The sequence below is a fragment of the Peribacillus sp. NPDC076916 genome (assembly GCF_050269675.1).
Classification (GTDB): domain Bacteria; phylum Bacillota; class Bacilli; order Bacillales; family DSM-1321; genus Peribacillus; species Peribacillus aracenensis.
In genome coordinates this window covers 50448-68234 of the sequence record NZ_JBNNIU010000012.1, presented here as the reverse complement: position 1 = coordinate 68234, position 17787 = coordinate 50448, and the positions used below count along the sequence as shown (strand labels likewise).

The following is a 17787-nucleotide window of genomic DNA, read 5'->3' as shown; positions in this document are numbered from 1 at the left end:
GGGAGGTAAGGGATATGAGAAACACATGGGATTTTTATTCTACCGAAAGAATCGTATTTGGAAACGGGGCAATCGGGCAATTGGATTCAATCCTGCAAAGGTTAAAGGCGAAAAACATTTTGCTCGTTACTGACCCAGGGATCAAAAATGCAGGAATCGTGGACAGAATTTCATCGTTGTTGGAACAAGCAAATTACGAAACAGTTATCTATGACCAAGTCGTACCGGAGCCGCCTGTAGATTCGGCAATGGACTGCTATAAGTTTGCAGAATCTCAAATGGATATTGATGCAGTAATTGGCCTTGGCGGAGGAAGCAGCATTGATATGGCCAAGATCGTCGCCCTGTTGGTCGCCCATGGCGGACATCCCCTGGACTATTATGGCGGGGAAAACCAGGTTCCTGGACCAATCGCCCCTCTAGTAGCGATTCCGACGACTGCTGGAACCGGTTCAGAAGTGACATCAGTAGCGGTATTGACCGATGTGGAAAATAACCTGAAAGTTGGTATCTCGGATAACTACTTAAGACCAACCGTTGCTCTGCTTGATCCAGAATTAACGTTAGGGCTTCCCGCTTATGTTACAGCTTGTTCCGGAATTGATGCTCTGTCACATGCGATAGAGGCATACACAGCCAAATCTTCTGCATATATCCAGGCAGAAGGAAACATTTTATTCCAAGGTTCAATCCCCATTAGCGATGCACTCGCCTATAGAGCTATCGAATTGATTGCAAAAAACCTGCCGCTTGCTGTACAGCAAGGAAGCAATCTCGAGGCCCGTTCCAATATGCTAATGGGCAGCCTGCTTGCAGGAATGTCCTTTTCAAATGCAGGTACGGCTGCAGCCCATGCATTGGCTTACCCAATCGGAGGGCTTGTGAAGTCACCGCATGGAGAGGTGACCGGGCTCTTGCTCCCATATGTCATGGAATATAATGCAACTGTAGAAACAGAAAAAATGGTGAGGATTTCCCAGGCATTCAATGTGAACTCGGATGGCCTCTCCGATAAGGAAGCCGCTTTGGCTGCTTCAAAAGCTGTGCTTAACCTGCTTGGGGAAATTGGACTGCCTACAAAGCTGGCGGAGATTGGGATCAAAGAAGAGGATATTCCCGAAATTGCTGAGAAGACCCTCCAGATCGATCGCCTGATTCGGAATAACCCAAGAGTGCCAACCCAACACAGTTTAGAAGAATTACTTAGAAAAGCTTTATAGATTGCTTGAAGGAATGGTGTCCCTGGAAGTTTAAGCATCCTAACCATTCATGATGGATCTGCAGACCGGGGCGGAAAGGGTTTCACTATCTAATAGAATATAAATGGAGAGGAAGATGAAAATGTCTCTTATGCCTTTTACATATAGTATGCCGACACGGGTGGAATGCGGTAACGGAATATCTGGAAAAACAGGGGAACTAATTAAGGATTTAGGTGTATCGAGTGTGCTGATCGTAACAGATAAAGGGGTTAGAGGAGCCGGTCTCTTACAAGGCATTGAAAAATCCCTTGCCTCGGCAAATCTTTATTTTGAGATTTACGATGAGGTGGAGCCTAATCCATCAGCTCAAACAATCCAACAGGGTACAGTGTATCTTAAGCAGCAAAAGATGGAGGCGGTTCTGGCTGTAGGCGGAGGAAGCAGCATTGACACTGCCAAGGGCATCGCGGCAATGGCTACTAATCCCGGCCATATCCTGGATTATGAAGGGGTTGGAAAGATTTCCAATCCCCCGCTCCCGATTATAGCAATCCCGACGACGGCTGGAACTGGCAGTGAAGCTACTAATTCGACAGTGGTAACGAATAAGGAAACCTCTTTTAAATTAGGTGTACTTAGTTCACTTCTGTTTCCAAAGCTAGCTATATTGGATCCTGCCCTTACATTGAATTTGCCTCAAGAGATTACTGCAGCTACTGGTATGGATGCTCTTACTCATGCAATTGAATCTTATACCTCCAAATCTGCCAACCCTGTTAGCAAGGCTTTCGCGATGCAGGCCATTAAGATGATCGGTGAAAATTTAACACGATCGTACTTTGTTGGAACGGACATGGAAAGCAGGGAAAACATGCTTGTAGCCTCCCTGTTAGCTGGTGCAGCCTTTTCACAATCCCGACTGGGTAATGTACACGCCATTTCCCATACATTTGGAGGAGTCTTTAATATCCCGCATGGCATCGCAAATGCAGCACTATTGCCATTCGTCATGAGATTCAATCTGCCGGCATGTGAAGATCAGTATAGAGAAATTGCAATAGCTTTAGGAAAGGATGTAAGCGATTTATCCAATGCGCAAGCAGCCGAGAAAGCAATCGAAACCATCGTCGAAATGAATCGGAGCATGAATATTCCTCTAAATATTAAAGAGCTAGGAGTCTCATTGGACGTTTTGCCGAAATTAGTGGAAGATTCCATGCGAAGCGGTAACGTGGTGGTTAATCCAAGGCTGACGAAGGCATCGGATATCCAACTGATTATAGAGAAGGCTTATGAGGGGGATTTTGAAGGTTTTAATAATGATAATCGAAATGCAAGCAGTGTCAAAAGTTCAGAAACGGCGATCGTGAATGTATAAAAACCATTCAATTTGAAAATCACCTGGGATTTCAGGGAATTTCGAATCAGTTTTCCCTTTTTAACTTTTTTCGGACATATGGATTTCCCGCAGCATTTTTCTACCTGAATATAATTATCTAATGAGGTGACGTATGAAAAAGACCAATGGAAGATGGCTTGTAGTGGTACTCCTTTTCGTCGCAACAACAATCAATTATATGGATAGGGCAATTCTTGGGATTGCAGGACCCTCGATGATGAAGGAACTTTCGCTTTCGGCAGTCGAATTCGGGATATTGGGGTCAGCGTTCTTTTGGTCGTATGCCTTAATGCAGATCCCGGTCGGGGTAATCGTTGATAAATTGGGGGCACGCTTAACGTATTCGATTGCCATCGTATGGTGGTCGCTCTGTACGGTGTTTACTGGAATGGGACGCTCACTTGGCGGACTGATTGGTATCCGCGTTTTAATGGGAATCGGAGAGGCGCCAGCGTTTCCGACGAATACGCGCGTTATTTCAGACTGGCTGCCGTCACACGAACGGGGCATTGCAAACGGGATTTTTAATTCTGGTACAGCTATCGGGATTGGGATAACGACACCCATTTTAGCATGGATCATCCAGACTTGGGGATGGCAAGCATCCTTTGTGGTAATTGGATCCATCGGTTTTGTATGGCTGGCATTCTGGTTATTCTTTTTCAAAAACCATCCAGAGCAAAGTAAGATTGCAAACGAGGCCGAAGTAGCCTATATCAAAGGGGAGCAAACTCAAACCGAAGAAGCGACGACATTAAACATCTCGCCATTTAAATTCTTCAAATTCAGAAGTGTTTACCCTATGTTATATGGCTTGTTTGCCCATAACTATCTTACTTATTTAATGATGACCTGGCTTCCCACTTACCTTGTAGTCGAAAGGCAAATGACTCTTTTAAAAGCCGGATTTTTCACGATGCTGCCTTGGATCATGTCCTTTCTGGGAAATATTCTAGGAGGGGTGTTGTCGGATTTCTTGATTAAAAAAGGCTGGAATTCCATCAAAGCTAGAAAAACTGTTTTAACCATAGGCATGCTTTTTCCATTAGCCATAATACCGACGATCTATACAGACAGCGCCATAATGGCACTTACGTATATCTCAATAGCAATCGGCGGTGAAGGATTGGCTGCGGGCATTCTCTGGGCCACTGTTTCGGATGTTGCTCCAAAGGGTGCGGAAGGAAAGCTTGCCGGGCTGCAAAACTTCGTGGGGAACCTCGCTGGCTGGATTGCTCCAGTCGCAACAGGGATCTTAGTAGCGAAGTTCAATAATTTCAATATAGCCCTGATCATACCTGTAGTCATTTGCCTAATTGCTGCTGTGGGGTATACCTTCGTTCTTAAAAATGAAAGGATTTCCATTAACACGGACATTGACGGGGGAACTAAAGTTTCAGGGCTCTAATCTTTTTGTGTAAATAATGAAGCGCTTTGCAAATACAACAAAAAAGGAGAATTATTCATGCTGAAAACTAGTGGATTAATCAATTTATCTGAACTGAAAATGTATGTGAACGGTGAATGGACTGCAGCACATACTGGAGAAACTTTACCAGTAACAAATCCATCAACAGGGAAAATGGTGGCAAGGATTCCAAACGGAGGACGCCAAGAAACGCATGCGGCCATTGCATCTGCTGAGGAAGCGTTTAAATCCTGGTCAAAACTGACGGCACAGGAACGCAGTAAATATCTAAAGAAATTGCATGACCTTATGCATGAATATAAAGATGAATTAGCAGAAATCATGAGTATGGAAATGGGCAAGCCCTTAACGGAAGCCCGGGGCGAAGTGGATTTTGCTGCAAGCTACCTGGAATGGTTTGCTGAAGAAGGCCGCCGGATTTATGGGGAAACGATCCCTGCTTCTGCTGCAAATAAAAGGCTATCGGTGATTCGCCAGCCGATTGGAGTGGTCGCTTCCATTACCCCTTGGAATTTCCCGTTGGCCATGATGACGCGGAAAGTAGGACCTGCGATGGCCGCTGGTTGTACAGTCATTGTCAAGCCTGCAAAACAATCTCCTATTAGTGCGTTAGCGTTTGGGAAATTGGTGGAAATGGCGGGAGTGCCTGCTGGAGTGGTCAGTATCGTAACAGGGAGTGCCGGACCTATCTCGGATGAAATTTTTGAAAACCCGGTAGTAAGGAAAATTTCTTTTACTGGATCTACTGAAGTAGGCAAATTGCTGGTTACCAAGTCAGCCCCGCAACTCAAGAGGCTTTCCCTTGAGCTTGGAGGACACGCACCGTTCATCGTTTTTGAGGATGCTGATTTGGAAGCCGCAGCAGCTGGTGCCGTTGCAAGCAAATTCAGGAACACCGGACAAACGTGCGTATGCGCCAATCGCATTTACGTCCACCGTTCTGTCATCAATGAATTCTCTGCACTTTTTGTTGAAAAGGTACAAGCTCTAAAAGTCGGAAATAGCATCGATCCAACTGTTGAAGTCGGACCTCTTGTAAGCAGTGATGGCCTGGAAAAGGTAGAGGAACATGTACAAGATGCCTTGGCAAAAGGTGCCAGCCTTCTTTGTGGCGGACAAAGAGTTGAAGGGGAATTGGCTGATGGATTATTCTATGAACCGACCGTTCTGGGTGGAGTGAACAAGGATATGCTCATCACACACCAGGAAACATTTGGACCGGTCGCACCAATCATCCCGTTTGATACAGAAGCAGAGGTGATCGAGCTTGCCAACAATACAGAGTACGGGCTGGCCGCTTATTTTTACACACAGAATATAAGCAGGGGAGTCAGGGTATCCGAAGCTCTAGAGTTCGGCATCATCGGCTACAACGACGCCATTCCCACCGTTGCACAAGCCCCATTTGGCGGCATGAAAGAAAGCGGCATGGGGAGGGAAGGCGGCCATCAAGGCCTAGATGAATATTTAGAAGAAAAATATATATCGATGGGTTTTTAAAATAGGGCAAGAAAAGGCTTAAGGTGAAGTCGGATCCTTAAGCCTTTTCTTATTTACCTCATAAAAAGTCTTAATTCAACACACGCTCCCCATTGATTAACAAACATCAGTTACAGAACCTATGGCCAGGTTGTTTTACATCCTAAGACAAATAAAAAATATCCTGAATTTTTGAATTGGTAACATGCAAATTCGCTTATTTTGTTTGGGAAAGTAAATCTTGCGACAGTAACAGGTATTTGGTCTGTCAAACTAGCTCTAGTATTAGTATATACAAGCTATTAATCAATATAATATTCCTCCCGAAGTAATGCACCGTGTCATAGCGGATGGATTCGTTACCTCATAACGGCGCTGTTATTATCTTACTTACGGTTACAGGCTTAACACACAAACAATCATATGGAGATATCTTTGTGATTACAATTTTTAAGTCACTAGCAGCATTTGTAATTATTTTAGTCTACAGCTTAACTGGATTGGTCTAATAATAAAAAGGAATTAGAAGATTATGATAAATTGTTTAAAGTAACGGTACTTTACTTCAATACCAGAAGCTGATTAGAAGCTCTTTTTTGTATGAAAACAAATAAGCCCTCCATAATCAAATTTTTGAATTAGGGATGGAAACGTTACCATCCCTTTATGATTGAGGATGAACTCGCTATTTGTCACCCGCCCACGAATGACATTTCGATTTTATCCTGTTTTTTCACTGTTCCAGCTGACCTCTCATCCGAATAGCAGTCGTCCCTCTGGTTCCAAAGTGAAATTCGGAAGGATTTGGGATTGATTGGTTTCTTTTTTTCTTTTTTCACTACCATATTCACTTTAACTCCAAGACCTGCTTCTTTGGCAGCAGCTATACCTTCTATGACAGGCTTTATCCCCCTCCAAATAACCGGGTTATTATCCTCTGTAAAAAAACCATGCTCGAAATATGCACATGCGAATATGTGGTTGTGGCGTTAAAAAACATATCTCAGACGTCATATTTTACCTAGTTTGGTATTTGTATAAATGACAAGCCAAAGGGGGAAAATAAAATAAGAAATAATGAAATTTGAAAGGGAAAATGAGAAGTCATGAACTCAATAATAGTAGAAATAAATGAGGCTTTTAAAGATGCAGAAGACTTTTTCATAGAACCGTTTAGTTTGGATGGTGAAGCAGTCCTTTTACTTGGTTTACATTCAATAGTTAACCTTATAAAAACAAAAGAAATATTAAAAAAAGATATGGATACCAGTGAAGTGAATCATTCAATAAAAGTAAAAAGAACTTTTTTCAACAGAAAAGGTGTTGAAATAAATAGTGAAGAAGCAATAGAGTCTATTCTTCAGGGTAAACTCATTGTTTACTCAAAAGAAAAAAATATAATGTTGCTATTTGAACCACTTCCCAAAGAATTGAATCGGTCAATTGAACCACCGGCTAATGAAAACGTATTACAAGGTCCTTTAGATTCTTTTATTGAAGACATGTCAACAAATATAGGAATAGTGAGAAAAAAAGTTTCCTCTGCTCAGCTCTCAGTTAAAACCTATACGGTAGGAAGTGATCAAAAAAGGAAATTATCAATAGTTTATTTGGACGACCGAGCAGATAAAGGTGTGATCAAAAAGATCATTTCACATATTGAAATGAATCAACACACAAATATTCTCTATCTTCAGCATCTTTGTCGTTTTATGGGTGTGCGGAAATGGGAGGTTATCCCTCAGTTTAATAACACAGAAATGCCATTGGAAGCAGTAGATGGTTTAAACAAAGGAAGGGTCATTATATTCGTTGACGGTTTTCCCTTTGCGCTTATCTTGCCACATTTATTATGGGATATGTTCGCCCAGGCGAATGACCGTAACTACGCTTACCCAATCATGAGCGCCATCCGATTTTTACGTGTTCTTGGCGCTTTGATTACCCTTATATTTCCAGCTCTCTATGTGGCCCTTGTTGCTGTAAATCCTGAGATATTAAAAATTGAACTGGCTTTATCGATTGCTCAGAGCAGGGAGGGAATACCCTATCCCCCTTTTGTTGAAATTACAATTATGCTCCTTATTTTAGAGTTAATTATTGAAGCGAGTATAAGGCTTCCGCTCAGCATCGGTCCAACGGTAACAATGGTAGGGGGAATTGTCATCGGACAAGCAGTAGTAGACGCAAAGTTGGTTAGCAACCTGTTAATTATCATTGTAGCAGTAACCTCGATAGCGAATTCAAGCGTTGTAGGGTTTCAAAATGCGTTAATCCTGCGCTTACTTAAATATGTAGTTGTTATTTTTGCTTCAATCTATGGCGTGTTGGGCATATTATCCGGTCTGGTATGCATAAGCGCTTACTTTGCAAGTCGAGAGATATTTGGAATTCCATACACTAGTTTAACTAAGGGGAGGGGGGGAATTGGATAAAAGCCTTCAGGTTATATGCATGGGGTTAATGTCTCATTTTGGTCTTATTTTTTTCATTTATCCGGAAAGAATTATTGCCAGCACACAAAAAGGTCACTGGGAACCGATTTTAATTCAATGTGTCATATTCATTCTATTTTTATGGCTTTACCTAAAGGGTCTATCTTATTTTCCAAAACAGGATATTATCGGTATTTTAAAGACCTTCGGTAAAGCTTTTTCTTTCACATTACTTTTTCCTGTTCTTCTTTACTTAATTATAACTACTATTGAACTTGTCAGCGCCTATGCAGAAGTGACCAACATTATCTTTTTAGCGAATACTCCTACATGGGCAATTATTACATTAATGATTCTTATTTCAACTTATATCGCCGTAAAAGGAATCGAAACCATCTTACGTACAGCCTTATTAATATTCTGTATCTTTTTCCCGTTAATCTTACTTATGCTTTCGATTTGCTTTCAAGACGTTGATTGGCATAATGCCTTTCCGATTATGGATACCGGCTTTAATTTTTTTCGAGAACCTCCCTTTTATACAAGTTTTTTTTCTTTCGCCATTGTTTTTTCATTTTTAGGTTTTATTCCAGGAAAAATATCGTATAACTCTAAAAAAATCATGTTTGCAGTCTTTTTGCTTATCCCATTTTTTTTCTTATCCGTTTATTTACCTCTTTTAACCTTTGGAAATGAAACGGCTAGTACGCTGCTTTTTCCCTTTATAACCACATTGGATACAGTTCAGCTTCAATGGCTTATGTTTGACAGGGCAACCTTGTTTTTTGCGTTAAGTCTAGTTACCTTTATCATGTTGCTTACTTCCTTACTTTTATGGCAGTCCTCTATAATAATGAGTCAATATTTCCCGGGATTAAAGCAAAAATATCATATTGTAGCCTTATCTGTTAGCATTCTTATCATTAGCTTATGTATTCCTAGTTGGCATGAGACTGAGAAGTTGCTATGGTGGAATACTTCTTTCCGATTTTATATTTTAATCGTACTCCCTTTAATTATATTCCTAATCGGTGTAAGGAGAAAAAGACTATCATGAGAAGAATTATGATTTGTTTTAAACTAGTACTTAGTCTATGTATATTGATGCCATTAAGTGGTTGCTGGGATATTAAAGACATTAACCATCGAGCCTTTCCTATTGCAATGGGAATTACTAAAGAGGGAGAAAAATTCAAAGTCTTACTTCAAATTCCTATTTCTTCACAGGGTGTTCAAAAACAGGCAATTGTCAAAGGAACTGGGTTAACCATTTTAAAAGCTGTAGAGGATATTAGAACTAATATGGAAAGCAGTGTAGACTTATTGCACATAAGGATAATCATATTTGATCGAAAATTAGTAGAAGAAGGCGGGATGGAAGAACCGATTAACACGTTTATGAGAATTCGTGAAATATCTTCAAAAACATTAATCGCAATATGTGATGATAATATAGATTCTTTTTTCTTAGCACTCAAAAAGAATCTAGAAAAAGGGATAAATCTTTATGACTTTTTTGAGAAATATGCAGGTTGGACCCCACAAATATCTTTAACACGTCTATGGCATGTTTATCGAGCCCTTAATTCCTACACTCAAAATGTAGCAATTCCTATGGTCAAATCAGGGGAAAATACTGCAGTTACTTATACAGGTACTGCAGTGATGAAAAGAGGAAAAATAGTTTCTAAAATGGATCCTAAAGAAACCCTCCTTTTTAATGCCTTTCATGGGAACAGTATGAAGGGAAGGGTAGAAGTAATGGAACATGCAACCATCATGATTGTTGGAAATACAGGTTTTCATAAAGGTGAACTAAGAAATCATATTCCATATATGTTCTCAACGATTCGTTTAAATGTAGTTATTCAAGAGAGAAGGGGAAAAGTTTCCAATGCAATAATTAAAAAAGAGCTGGAAAAGGTAATGGCAAATCGTTTTGATGAAATGCTGGAACGATTTCAAAAGCAAGAAACAGATGTCTTCGGTTTGGGACAATACTATAGAAATAAAATTCCTTATGAGGAATTGAAGGACTGGCGAAAGAAGTATTATCCCAATCTAGAAATGAAGCTTACTATTCATACTACTATACAAAACGAGGGAAATATCAAGACTATAACTGACAAATAGATTTTGGATATCATACAAAAAATGGGTAGGCTTTAATTTTAAAATGATTATTATCAAGAGCCCCATGCATCATAGTGCACTTTGAAGTGGAAATACTACAGTTTATCCATTTTGATTCGTTACGGGGAACCGTATCATAAGTAAATGAGGTTCTTAAATAATCTATATTAAATGAATATCCGCCCACTTTATAGGCTTCTAAAATTCTTACTTATGCTCAGGATGAAAAGGTTACACTAAACTTAAAAATACTCCCCTGTAAAGGAGACAGATTTATTTTCTAACCAGGCTGCTGGACGGGAGCAAATCATAATAGTTTTTATGTTAGTTCTAAAATTGACTGCAAACGTAAATTCAGATGCTCTCATTCCCGGTCCTTGAAGAGCCAGTGGAAGTTTGAATCACTTTATCGAAACTCCCATGTTTCTCCTGGACTAATAAACCCACAGCATCCATCACGATAGAAAAATTTATCAAGAACCAGGCACTACAAAAAATTTTCATCATATATAGGTGTTATCCGTTCGGATTTGATAAGGAGGATATCATGCAACCTATGTTACCTACGGAAAAATATTTTGGGCAGTTTGAACTGGTGCATGCTTTTTATGGGGCTATGCCTACAGGTGTCAGTGTTTCCGAAACCGGTCGTATTTTTGTATGCTTTCCGAAATGGGGAGACGACGTTAAATTTACTGTGGCGGAAATTGTTGAGGGTGAATTGCAGCCTTATCCCAGTGTAGAAACCAATTTAGTTAATACTGGGAATATTACGATGTCTTTCGTCAGTGTCCAAAGTATCGTTGCTGATGGAAGAGGAACACTTTGGGTACTAGATACAGGGGCACCAAATTTTTCTGAACCTATTCAAGGGGAAGCAAAATTAGTTGCTGTTGATTTAAGCACGAATACAATAAGGAGAGTATATACCTTTACAGAAGATGTTGTCTTGCCAACAACTTATCTGAATGATGTCCGTTTGGATTTTAGGGTTGGAAGAGCAGGCTATGCATATATAACGGATTCTTCTTCCAGAGGGCCAGGGGCTATTATCGTCGTAGATTTAGAAAATGGGAACGCGTTTAGACGGTTAAATGGGGCAATATCAACTTCACCTGATCCCTATTTTTTGCCGAAAGTAGAAGGTGAAATTTTGATGAATCGAAACCCGGACGGCTCGACTTTCCCATTTAGATTGGCTTCCGATAGTTTAGCGATTTCTCCTGATGGAAAGGTTTTATTTTATGCTCCGCTAACCAGCCGTCAGCTGTTCTCGATCTCAACAGAAGCCCTAAGAGACAGGGGGATACAGGACCTGAATTTATCCCAATATGTGCAGTATTGGGGGGAAAAAGGTGCGTCTGATGGAATGATCACCGGCTCAAAAGGAACCGTTTATGCGGGAGACTATGAAAACAATAGTATCCGGAAGATATTGCCGAATGGCGCAATGGAAACCATCGCACATGACCCGAGAATTTTATGGCCGGATACTTTTTCGATTGGCCCTGATCAATACTTATATGTCATTGTGAATCAATTACATCGGCAGGCGAGATTTCATTATGGAAGAGACCTCCGGGAAAAACCATATAGTTTACTTCGTATGAGAATTGATGAATTCCCTGCTCCTACCTTTTCATAGTAATCGTAAACGGAGGTAGCTATCCCCCATCAGGGAGCTGCCTTTTTTGTCAGATATGCCCGCAACTGTCCTATAATAAAGAGGTGACTTAACTCAAATTGAAAAGCCTGCTTCTTTATAAGCCTTCCGTTGTCTCCAACACGTATATAAGGAGAGCAAAACTCTGATTTTGATTTCATTGTACGATTCTTTTTCTTTGATACAGTTGGGAAATATGCCGAGTTATAGCTTTATCGGACCTGAGATAAAGTAAGGTATTAACTAAAAGTAACAGGGATCTTTCTAAAATGGCACGGCTAGTTTTATTATAGTAATACTGGCAAGGATCACTAGTGTTAGGGAAAGGTTTATCAAAAACCTTTTTGGCTGATTCAAATATATCGATATGTTCACCAGCTGGTAAATTTACAGCGACCATCACACTACCTGTCTGTGTTTTATTTTTATAATTTCTTACTTTTAGCGAGGCAACAATATCCCAATAAATATTACCTATCCTCTCTACCTCAATCACATAAACACCTTGAGAAACTCCTTCATACAAACATTCTCCCTCATCACCTGCAAACGAAACAGTAACAATATCCTCCGGAACAGTTAAATAGAAACAAGGAAATGGGATATTTAAATCTGATCCTTTAACACTATGGGACATCTGTTTGCACAAGCATATTTGCTGTATCTTTTTCAAGATGAAAGTGTTTACTTTTGTAATACCAATGTAGAGAGGCTACATAAAATTTATGAGCAGTAATTTGCATTTCATTGAGCAGTCGTTGATTTAAAGAAGTATTAATAAAAGGAATGTGATTTTGCTCCCTAATCCATCCAAATACAATATCAGGAGTTAATTGCTTATGTGACAATTCTTGATCGTTTAGATAACAATTAAACTGATTAAAAGCTTCCTCATCTGTTTTAAAGTAGGACATTGATTATAAGACCTCCTTTTTAAAATTCTTTAACTGTTTCTCTACGCATCCCTTTTATTCCTTTGTTTCTTTTGGTTTTGTTTTCCATAGCGGCCCTCATTCTTTGAATCATTTCCGTACTCTTATGGAACTTACGGGGCAGTCTCAAGTGGTTCGGGTTGCTGAAGCAACTATGTTATGTAACTAAAGGGCACGGTAGTATCTTTTATTGAATTGCAGTCACTATTTTTTCCAATCTTCTATACTATGGTTTACGAAATAAAATCTTGGCGGGATTAATCGTAAAATGTATGGTATTGATACATAAAAAAATTTATATTTTTAAAATAAAATTTTAGGTTTTGTTTCTCCCAGTAACAATTGGGTTTAATGGATACTCCATATACCATATATTAATTCTTTAATTTATCCCGTAATATATCCCTGTTACAATGTAGGTTATTGTTAGATTGTGTCAGATTATATTAAGAATTTAAAGGGTTCAAGTCCTGATTGGAGAAGTATATTATCAGGGTGTTTTTAGCCGAGAAATACTGACTGCAAAGATTTTGACACAGAAGGAGGGCTCTTAATTAAAAAGCAGCTGTTTCTAATAAGTATATTTTGCTTGATGGTCTTTGTTCAAACGCTTTGGTCTCCCACGATTTTTGCTGAACAAAAAAACTTTATTATTGCTGGGGAAAGTGCTCTTCCTCCATTTTCATTTGAAAATGAAGCTGGTGAGCTGACAGGCATCAATATTGATTTAATGGAGGAAATAGCAAAATATAATGGCGTAGATTTCAAATATATTCCGATGAGGATGGAAGAAGCGGAAAAAGCCTTAAGCAACGGAACAATTGATGCTATTGTTGGAAGTACCTATAATACCGAAAAAGATAACCAACTTGATTTCACTCAATCCTATTTTACAATGTCCCAATCCATAATCATTCCTAGTAAAAGGAAACAGGATATTCATACGTTAACGGATCTGCGGGATTCACACGTTGTCCTTGACCAAAATACTCCAGTAATCAGTACATTTCTCAATATGAGGAATACAAATTTAACGACCGTTTCGAATCAATACTCGGGTATTTTAACATTATTGAACAACCGTGCAGATGTATTCATCGGGAACAAATGGACTGCAGATTTCTATTTGAAAAAGTTCCGCCAAGAAAAGAATTACATCATTCTCGATGAAGTCATTGAACCAGCGGATTATACGATTGCAGTGAAAAAAGGGAATCAATCGCTTCTTTTCATGATGGATAATACACTCACAGAACTTAAAGCCAACCGGAATATCAATGGTATAATCGATAAATGGGTCATGCCACAATCCAATCAAAAAATTGCCAGGCTGGAGCAATTCATATTCTGGTTGATCATCACCCTAACTGCCGTGGCCCTTATCCTTCTAATCATTTACATATGGAATCAAAAGCTAAAAAAATCCGTTCATAACCAGACGTTAAAATTACATTTATTAAATAAGGATTTAGAGAAACAACGGCAAAACATTGCTAATGCTGAAGCGTTCAAAGATCAAGTCTTAAACAATATCAATAATGGGATCATTACATTCGATCTCGATTTCATGATTACCAGCTGTAATGCAAAGGCATCAGACATTCTTGAAATTTCCAAGGAAATGATTCTGAATTTTATGAATCATTCACAATTAATGAGGAATTTCGGAGCTTTACATCAAGAACAAAATGGGAATAATCTTACGGGTTCTTTTCGGATCTTGGTATTTGATGAGGAAAATGACCAGAAGGTGATTTCATATTCGATGCATAAGATGTTCAATTCTGAAGATATACAAACCGGATACTTACTTTCCATGAATGATGAGACGGAAAAGAAAACATTGGAGAAAAAATTGGTCACGCAAGAAAAGCTGCACGCCCTTGGTCAACTAGTTGCAGGTGTCGCACATGAAATAAGGAATCCTTTGACATCGATTAAAACATTCATTGATTTACTTCCGAGTAAATATGATAATCCTCAATTCCGACAAGTTCTAATGGAGCACTTGCCTACTGAAGTTAACCGTTTGAATGCGATTGTTACCGATTTAATTGAATATGCACGTCCGCGTCCGCCAAATATTACAAATTGCCACGCTCATGAACTTATATCCTTACTTGCTTTTCATAAGGTGACAATGGAAAAAAAACAAATAAATTTCGAGCAGACGATTGAGGAGGACGTTATTTTTTATATAGATTTACAACAAATTCAACAAGTACTTCTTAACTTGGTGTTGAATTCGATTCATGCCGTTGAAGAAACAAAGGAAAAGACCATTAAAATCTCCATTGATAAAGAGAACGAAAAGACAGGGCGGATTACCATATCCGATACGGGAAAAGGGATGAAACAGGAGGAACTGAACCATATTTTCGAGCCGTTTTTTACAAATAAAGAAAAGGGGGTCGGTTTGGGACTAACGTTATCGTATAGGTTAATTAAAGAAAATAACGGAGATATCCATGTAAAAAGTTATCCTAATACAGGTACGAAATTCACCATTTCACTACCTTTATATATCGAATAGAAGCCTGGAAAGAGGGGGAGTTATATGAAAATGCGAGTATTGGTGATTGATGATGAACCTGCTATTTGCACTGCTCTTAGCTTTGCGTTGGAAGATTCTTATCAGGTCGTGGCAACCACTGACCCGGATGAGGGGCTCCGGAAGATCGACAATCAACCTTTTGATATTCTATTACTAGATTTGAGAATAGGAAATAAAAGTGGACTTGATGTCCTGCAGAAAATCAAACAAATAGCACCTAACGTAACAGTCATCATGATGACTGCCTATTCATCCATTGAAACTTCCATCGAGGCCATAAAAAAGGGGGCCTACTACTATATTGAAAAGCCAATTAATATTGAAGAACTTTCTTTGCTCTTGATGAGGGCAGCCGAATTCAAACAGATGTCCAATCAATTGGAGACATTACATGAAGAATTGGGGATTCAAAAGGGATTTGGTAACTTTCTTGGTAACAGCAAGGCGATGCAGCGTATTTTCTCAATGATCGAAAGAGTGAAAGATATTGATTCCAGTGTTCTTATCACGGGTGAAAGTGGTACTGGAAAAGAGCTTGTAGCCCGGAACATCCATACGCTAGGAAGAAGGAAAAACAATCCAATGCAGATTGTCAATTGCGCAGCAATTCCTGAGATGCTGCTGGAATCGGAGTTGTTCGGTTATGAGAAGGGAGCATTTTCCGGTGCAACACAAAGGAAGGAAGGGAAATTCGTTGCTGCTAATGGAGGCATCCTTTTTCTCGATGAGATTAGTGAAATGCCCCTTCCTCTTCAAGCCAAATTATTACGAGTATTGCAGGAACGGGAAGTGACGCCTCTTGGATCCAATGCAAAAATCTCATTGGATGTCCGTATTATAAGTGCAGCCAATAAAAACTTGGAACAAATGGTGATGGAAGGGGAATTTAGGGAGGATTTGTATTTCAGGCTTAATGTCATTCCCATCACGATGCCGCCTCTAAGAGATAGAAAAGAAGATTTACCGATCCTTATGGATTATTTCATAAAAAAGCACGCTAAGGATATGAATCGTGAAGATAAGACGTTCTCGGCAGCCGCACGTCGGATTTTACTGGATTACCATTACCCTGGCAATGTCCGTGAACTTGGTAACATCATAGAATATGCTGTCGCCCTATCGAACTCGAAAAAAATGGAGGATACCGACTTGCCGCAATATGTTCAAGAACAGAAGTTCATTCTTCAGCAGGGCGGCAATGACGAAGATTTTAATAGTTTCAAAATCCCTATCGGAATATCCATGAAAGAGATTGAAGAAAAAGCCATAACGGCCACACTTCAATACTGTAAAAACCATCGGCAAAAAACAGCTCAAATCCTAAAGATTTCTGAAAGAAGCCTTCGTGATAAAATCAAGCTCATTTCAAAAGGAGAATAAAAGGCTCATCGTGTTAATCGGCATTTTTTTCTGGATAACCGGCAAAAATTGCCGATTTATACGTGTATATCATTCAATAAATCGGCAGGATTTGCGTTTTAAAGCAGAAAATCGACTTGGCATGGTATTTGCATCTAAAATACATTAAGAAAGGAGGGCCACGATGAAGAATGGAGCACTCTTTATAAAAGTCGCTTTGTTATTTTGTTTCATGACAGGATGTTCTTTTATGAATGAGCAGCAGGAAATATCTAAACCTGCTACTACCTTGATTCAGAGTCAACTAACTTCTGAAGGACAGGATTTAAATAATAGGATGATAATCATTGGAACTGGAGATATGACAGGTGTTTATTTTTCGTTAGGACAAAGATTATCAAATATGTATGAAAAATATAATGGAACCGTGTCAGGTACCCAGGTAACCCATGCTTCCATCGAAAATACTGAATTGGTTAGCAGCCATCGCGCAGAAATTGGTTTTACCACAGTGGATGTACTGGATTTGCCTGAAACGGATAAATCCAAGTTAAGAGCTTTAACGGCCCTATATTCCAATTATGTACAAATTGTTACTACTAAACAAAATGGTATTGATTCCTTAGAGGATTTAGTTGGGAAACGCATTAGTGTGGGAACGGCGGGAAGCGGTACAAGGCTTATTGCAGAGCGGATACTGTTAGAATCTAATTTACCGACTGATCAATTGAATTTATCCTATCTTTCTTTTTCTCAATCTGCAGAAGCATTACGAAATGGTACTATTGATGTGGCTTTCTTTTCTTCGGGGATTCCGAATAATGAAATCGCTTTCATATCCAAGCGGACCGAACTATCTTTTATTCCAATCCCGGGTGACATCATTGAAGGTCTTCAAAAACAATATGGAGTTTATACCCATGATGAAATTCCCAGAGATACATACAGTGGAATGAAAAAAAATGTCCAAACGATTTCAATTAAAAATGTCCTGGTGACCTACAAGGAAATGTCTGATCCTCATGCATACAGTCTTGTGAAAACATTATATGAACATCTGCCTGAACTACAGCATGCACATCCAGCTGCTTCTGATATTTCAATAAATGAAGCAACTAAACAAGTGCCACTTGATTTTCATCCAGGGGCCATGAATTATTTTAACGAACAAGGAATTATTGAAGATCAATGAAAAAACAGGG

At 39.3% G+C, this 17787-nt stretch carries 14 protein-coding genes and 1 pseudogene; 12 read left to right on the top strand and 3 right to left on the bottom strand.

The genetic code is table 11. The features are described from left to right. Nucleotides 1-14: 14 nt before the first annotated feature. From ACQKFG_RS23335 to ACQKFG_RS23315, 5 genes and pseudogenes are all read left to right on the top strand, one after another. Entirely contained in the window at nucleotides 15-1220 is a 1206-nt protein-coding gene (locus tag ACQKFG_RS23335; protein WP_427563306.1) for a hydroxyacid-oxoacid transhydrogenase, read from the top strand. A 115-nt stretch (nucleotides 1221-1335) separates the two neighbouring features. Then, a complete protein-coding gene (locus ACQKFG_RS23330; protein ID WP_427563304.1) occupies nucleotides 1336-2580 on the top strand; it encodes an iron-containing alcohol dehydrogenase in 1245 nt (414 codons plus the stop codon). Between the two features lie 133 nt (nucleotides 2581-2713). After that, nucleotides 2714-4009: an MFS transporter gene (locus tag ACQKFG_RS23325; protein ID WP_192204841.1), complete on the top strand. Its 1296-nt coding sequence runs from the start codon at nucleotides 2714-2716 to the stop codon at nucleotides 4007-4009. A gap of 57 nt (nucleotides 4010-4066) precedes the next feature. Next, nucleotides 4067-5530 carry an NAD-dependent succinate-semialdehyde dehydrogenase gene (locus ACQKFG_RS23320; protein WP_427563302.1) on the top strand — a complete coding sequence of 488 codons (1464 nt, stop codon included), beginning with the start codon at nucleotides 4067-4069 and terminating at the stop codon, nucleotides 5528-5530. 268 nt (nucleotides 5531-5798) lie between these two features. After that, a pseudogene (locus ACQKFG_RS23315) lies at nucleotides 5799-6018 on the top strand (GntP family permease); the annotation flags it as partial. A gap of 183 nt (nucleotides 6019-6201) precedes the next feature. On the opposite strand, the gene ACQKFG_RS23310 reads toward ACQKFG_RS23315, so the two are convergent. Beyond that, nucleotides 6202-6354, bottom strand: a complete 153-nt coding sequence (locus ACQKFG_RS23310) for a hypothetical protein (RefSeq protein WP_427563300.1) — start codon at nucleotides 6352-6354, stop codon at nucleotides 6202-6204. A gap of 261 nt (nucleotides 6355-6615) precedes the next feature. On the opposite strand from ACQKFG_RS23310, the gene ACQKFG_RS23305 reads away from it, so the two are divergent. The 4 genes from ACQKFG_RS23305 to ACQKFG_RS23290 all read left to right on the top strand — a co-directional run bounded on the left by ACQKFG_RS23305 (nucleotide 6616) and on the right by ACQKFG_RS23290 (nucleotide 11722). Further along, complete coding sequence (locus tag ACQKFG_RS23305) at nucleotides 6616-7944, top strand: spore germination protein (protein ID WP_427563298.1); 1329 nt, start codon at nucleotides 6616-6618, stop codon at nucleotides 7942-7944. After that, a complete protein-coding gene (locus ACQKFG_RS23300) occupies nucleotides 7937-9001 on the top strand; it encodes a GerAB/ArcD/ProY family transporter (protein ID WP_427563296.1) in 1065 nt (354 codons plus the stop codon). The genes ACQKFG_RS23305 and ACQKFG_RS23300 overlap by 8 nt, the downstream gene beginning before the upstream one ends. Continuing rightward, nucleotides 8998-10077 carry a Ger(x)C family spore germination protein gene (locus ACQKFG_RS23295; protein ID WP_427563294.1) on the top strand — a complete coding sequence of 360 codons (1080 nt, stop codon included), beginning with the start codon at nucleotides 8998-9000 and terminating at the stop codon, nucleotides 10075-10077. Before ACQKFG_RS23300 ends, ACQKFG_RS23295 begins: the two co-directional genes overlap by 4 nt. Nucleotides 10078-10624: 547 nt before the next feature. Further along, on the top strand, nucleotides 10625-11722 hold the full coding sequence (locus ACQKFG_RS23290) for an L-dopachrome tautomerase-related protein (RefSeq protein ID WP_427563292.1): 1098 nt from the start codon (nucleotides 10625-10627) through the stop codon (nucleotides 11720-11722). Between the two features lie 175 nt (nucleotides 11723-11897). Here ACQKFG_RS23290 and ACQKFG_RS23285 read toward each other — a convergent pair whose 3' ends face one another. Next, nucleotides 11898-12377, bottom strand: coding sequence for a hypothetical protein (locus tag ACQKFG_RS23285; RefSeq protein ID WP_427563290.1), 480 nt, complete (start codon nucleotides 12375-12377; stop codon nucleotides 11898-11900). Further along, a complete protein-coding gene (locus tag ACQKFG_RS23280) occupies nucleotides 12367-12654 on the bottom strand; it encodes a hypothetical protein (RefSeq protein WP_427563288.1) in 288 nt (95 codons plus the stop codon). The genes ACQKFG_RS23285 and ACQKFG_RS23280 overlap by 11 nt, the downstream gene beginning before the upstream one ends. A gap of 610 nt (nucleotides 12655-13264) precedes the next feature. Here ACQKFG_RS23280 and ACQKFG_RS23275 point away from each other — a divergent pair. From ACQKFG_RS23275 to ACQKFG_RS23265, 3 genes are all read left to right on the top strand, one after another. Then, nucleotides 13265-15205, top strand: coding sequence for a transporter substrate-binding domain-containing protein (locus tag ACQKFG_RS23275; RefSeq protein WP_427563369.1), 1941 nt, complete (start codon nucleotides 13265-13267; stop codon nucleotides 15203-15205). A gap of 24 nt (nucleotides 15206-15229) precedes the next feature. After that, nucleotides 15230-16606 carry a sigma-54-dependent transcriptional regulator gene (locus ACQKFG_RS23270; protein WP_427563286.1) on the top strand — a complete coding sequence of 459 codons (1377 nt, stop codon included), beginning with the start codon at nucleotides 15230-15232 and terminating at the stop codon, nucleotides 16604-16606. Nucleotides 16607-16769: 163 nt separating this feature from the next. Continuing rightward, entirely contained in the window at nucleotides 16770-17777 is a 1008-nt protein-coding gene (locus ACQKFG_RS23265; protein WP_427563284.1) for a TAXI family TRAP transporter solute-binding subunit, read from the top strand. Nucleotides 17778-17787 lie beyond the last annotated feature (10 nt).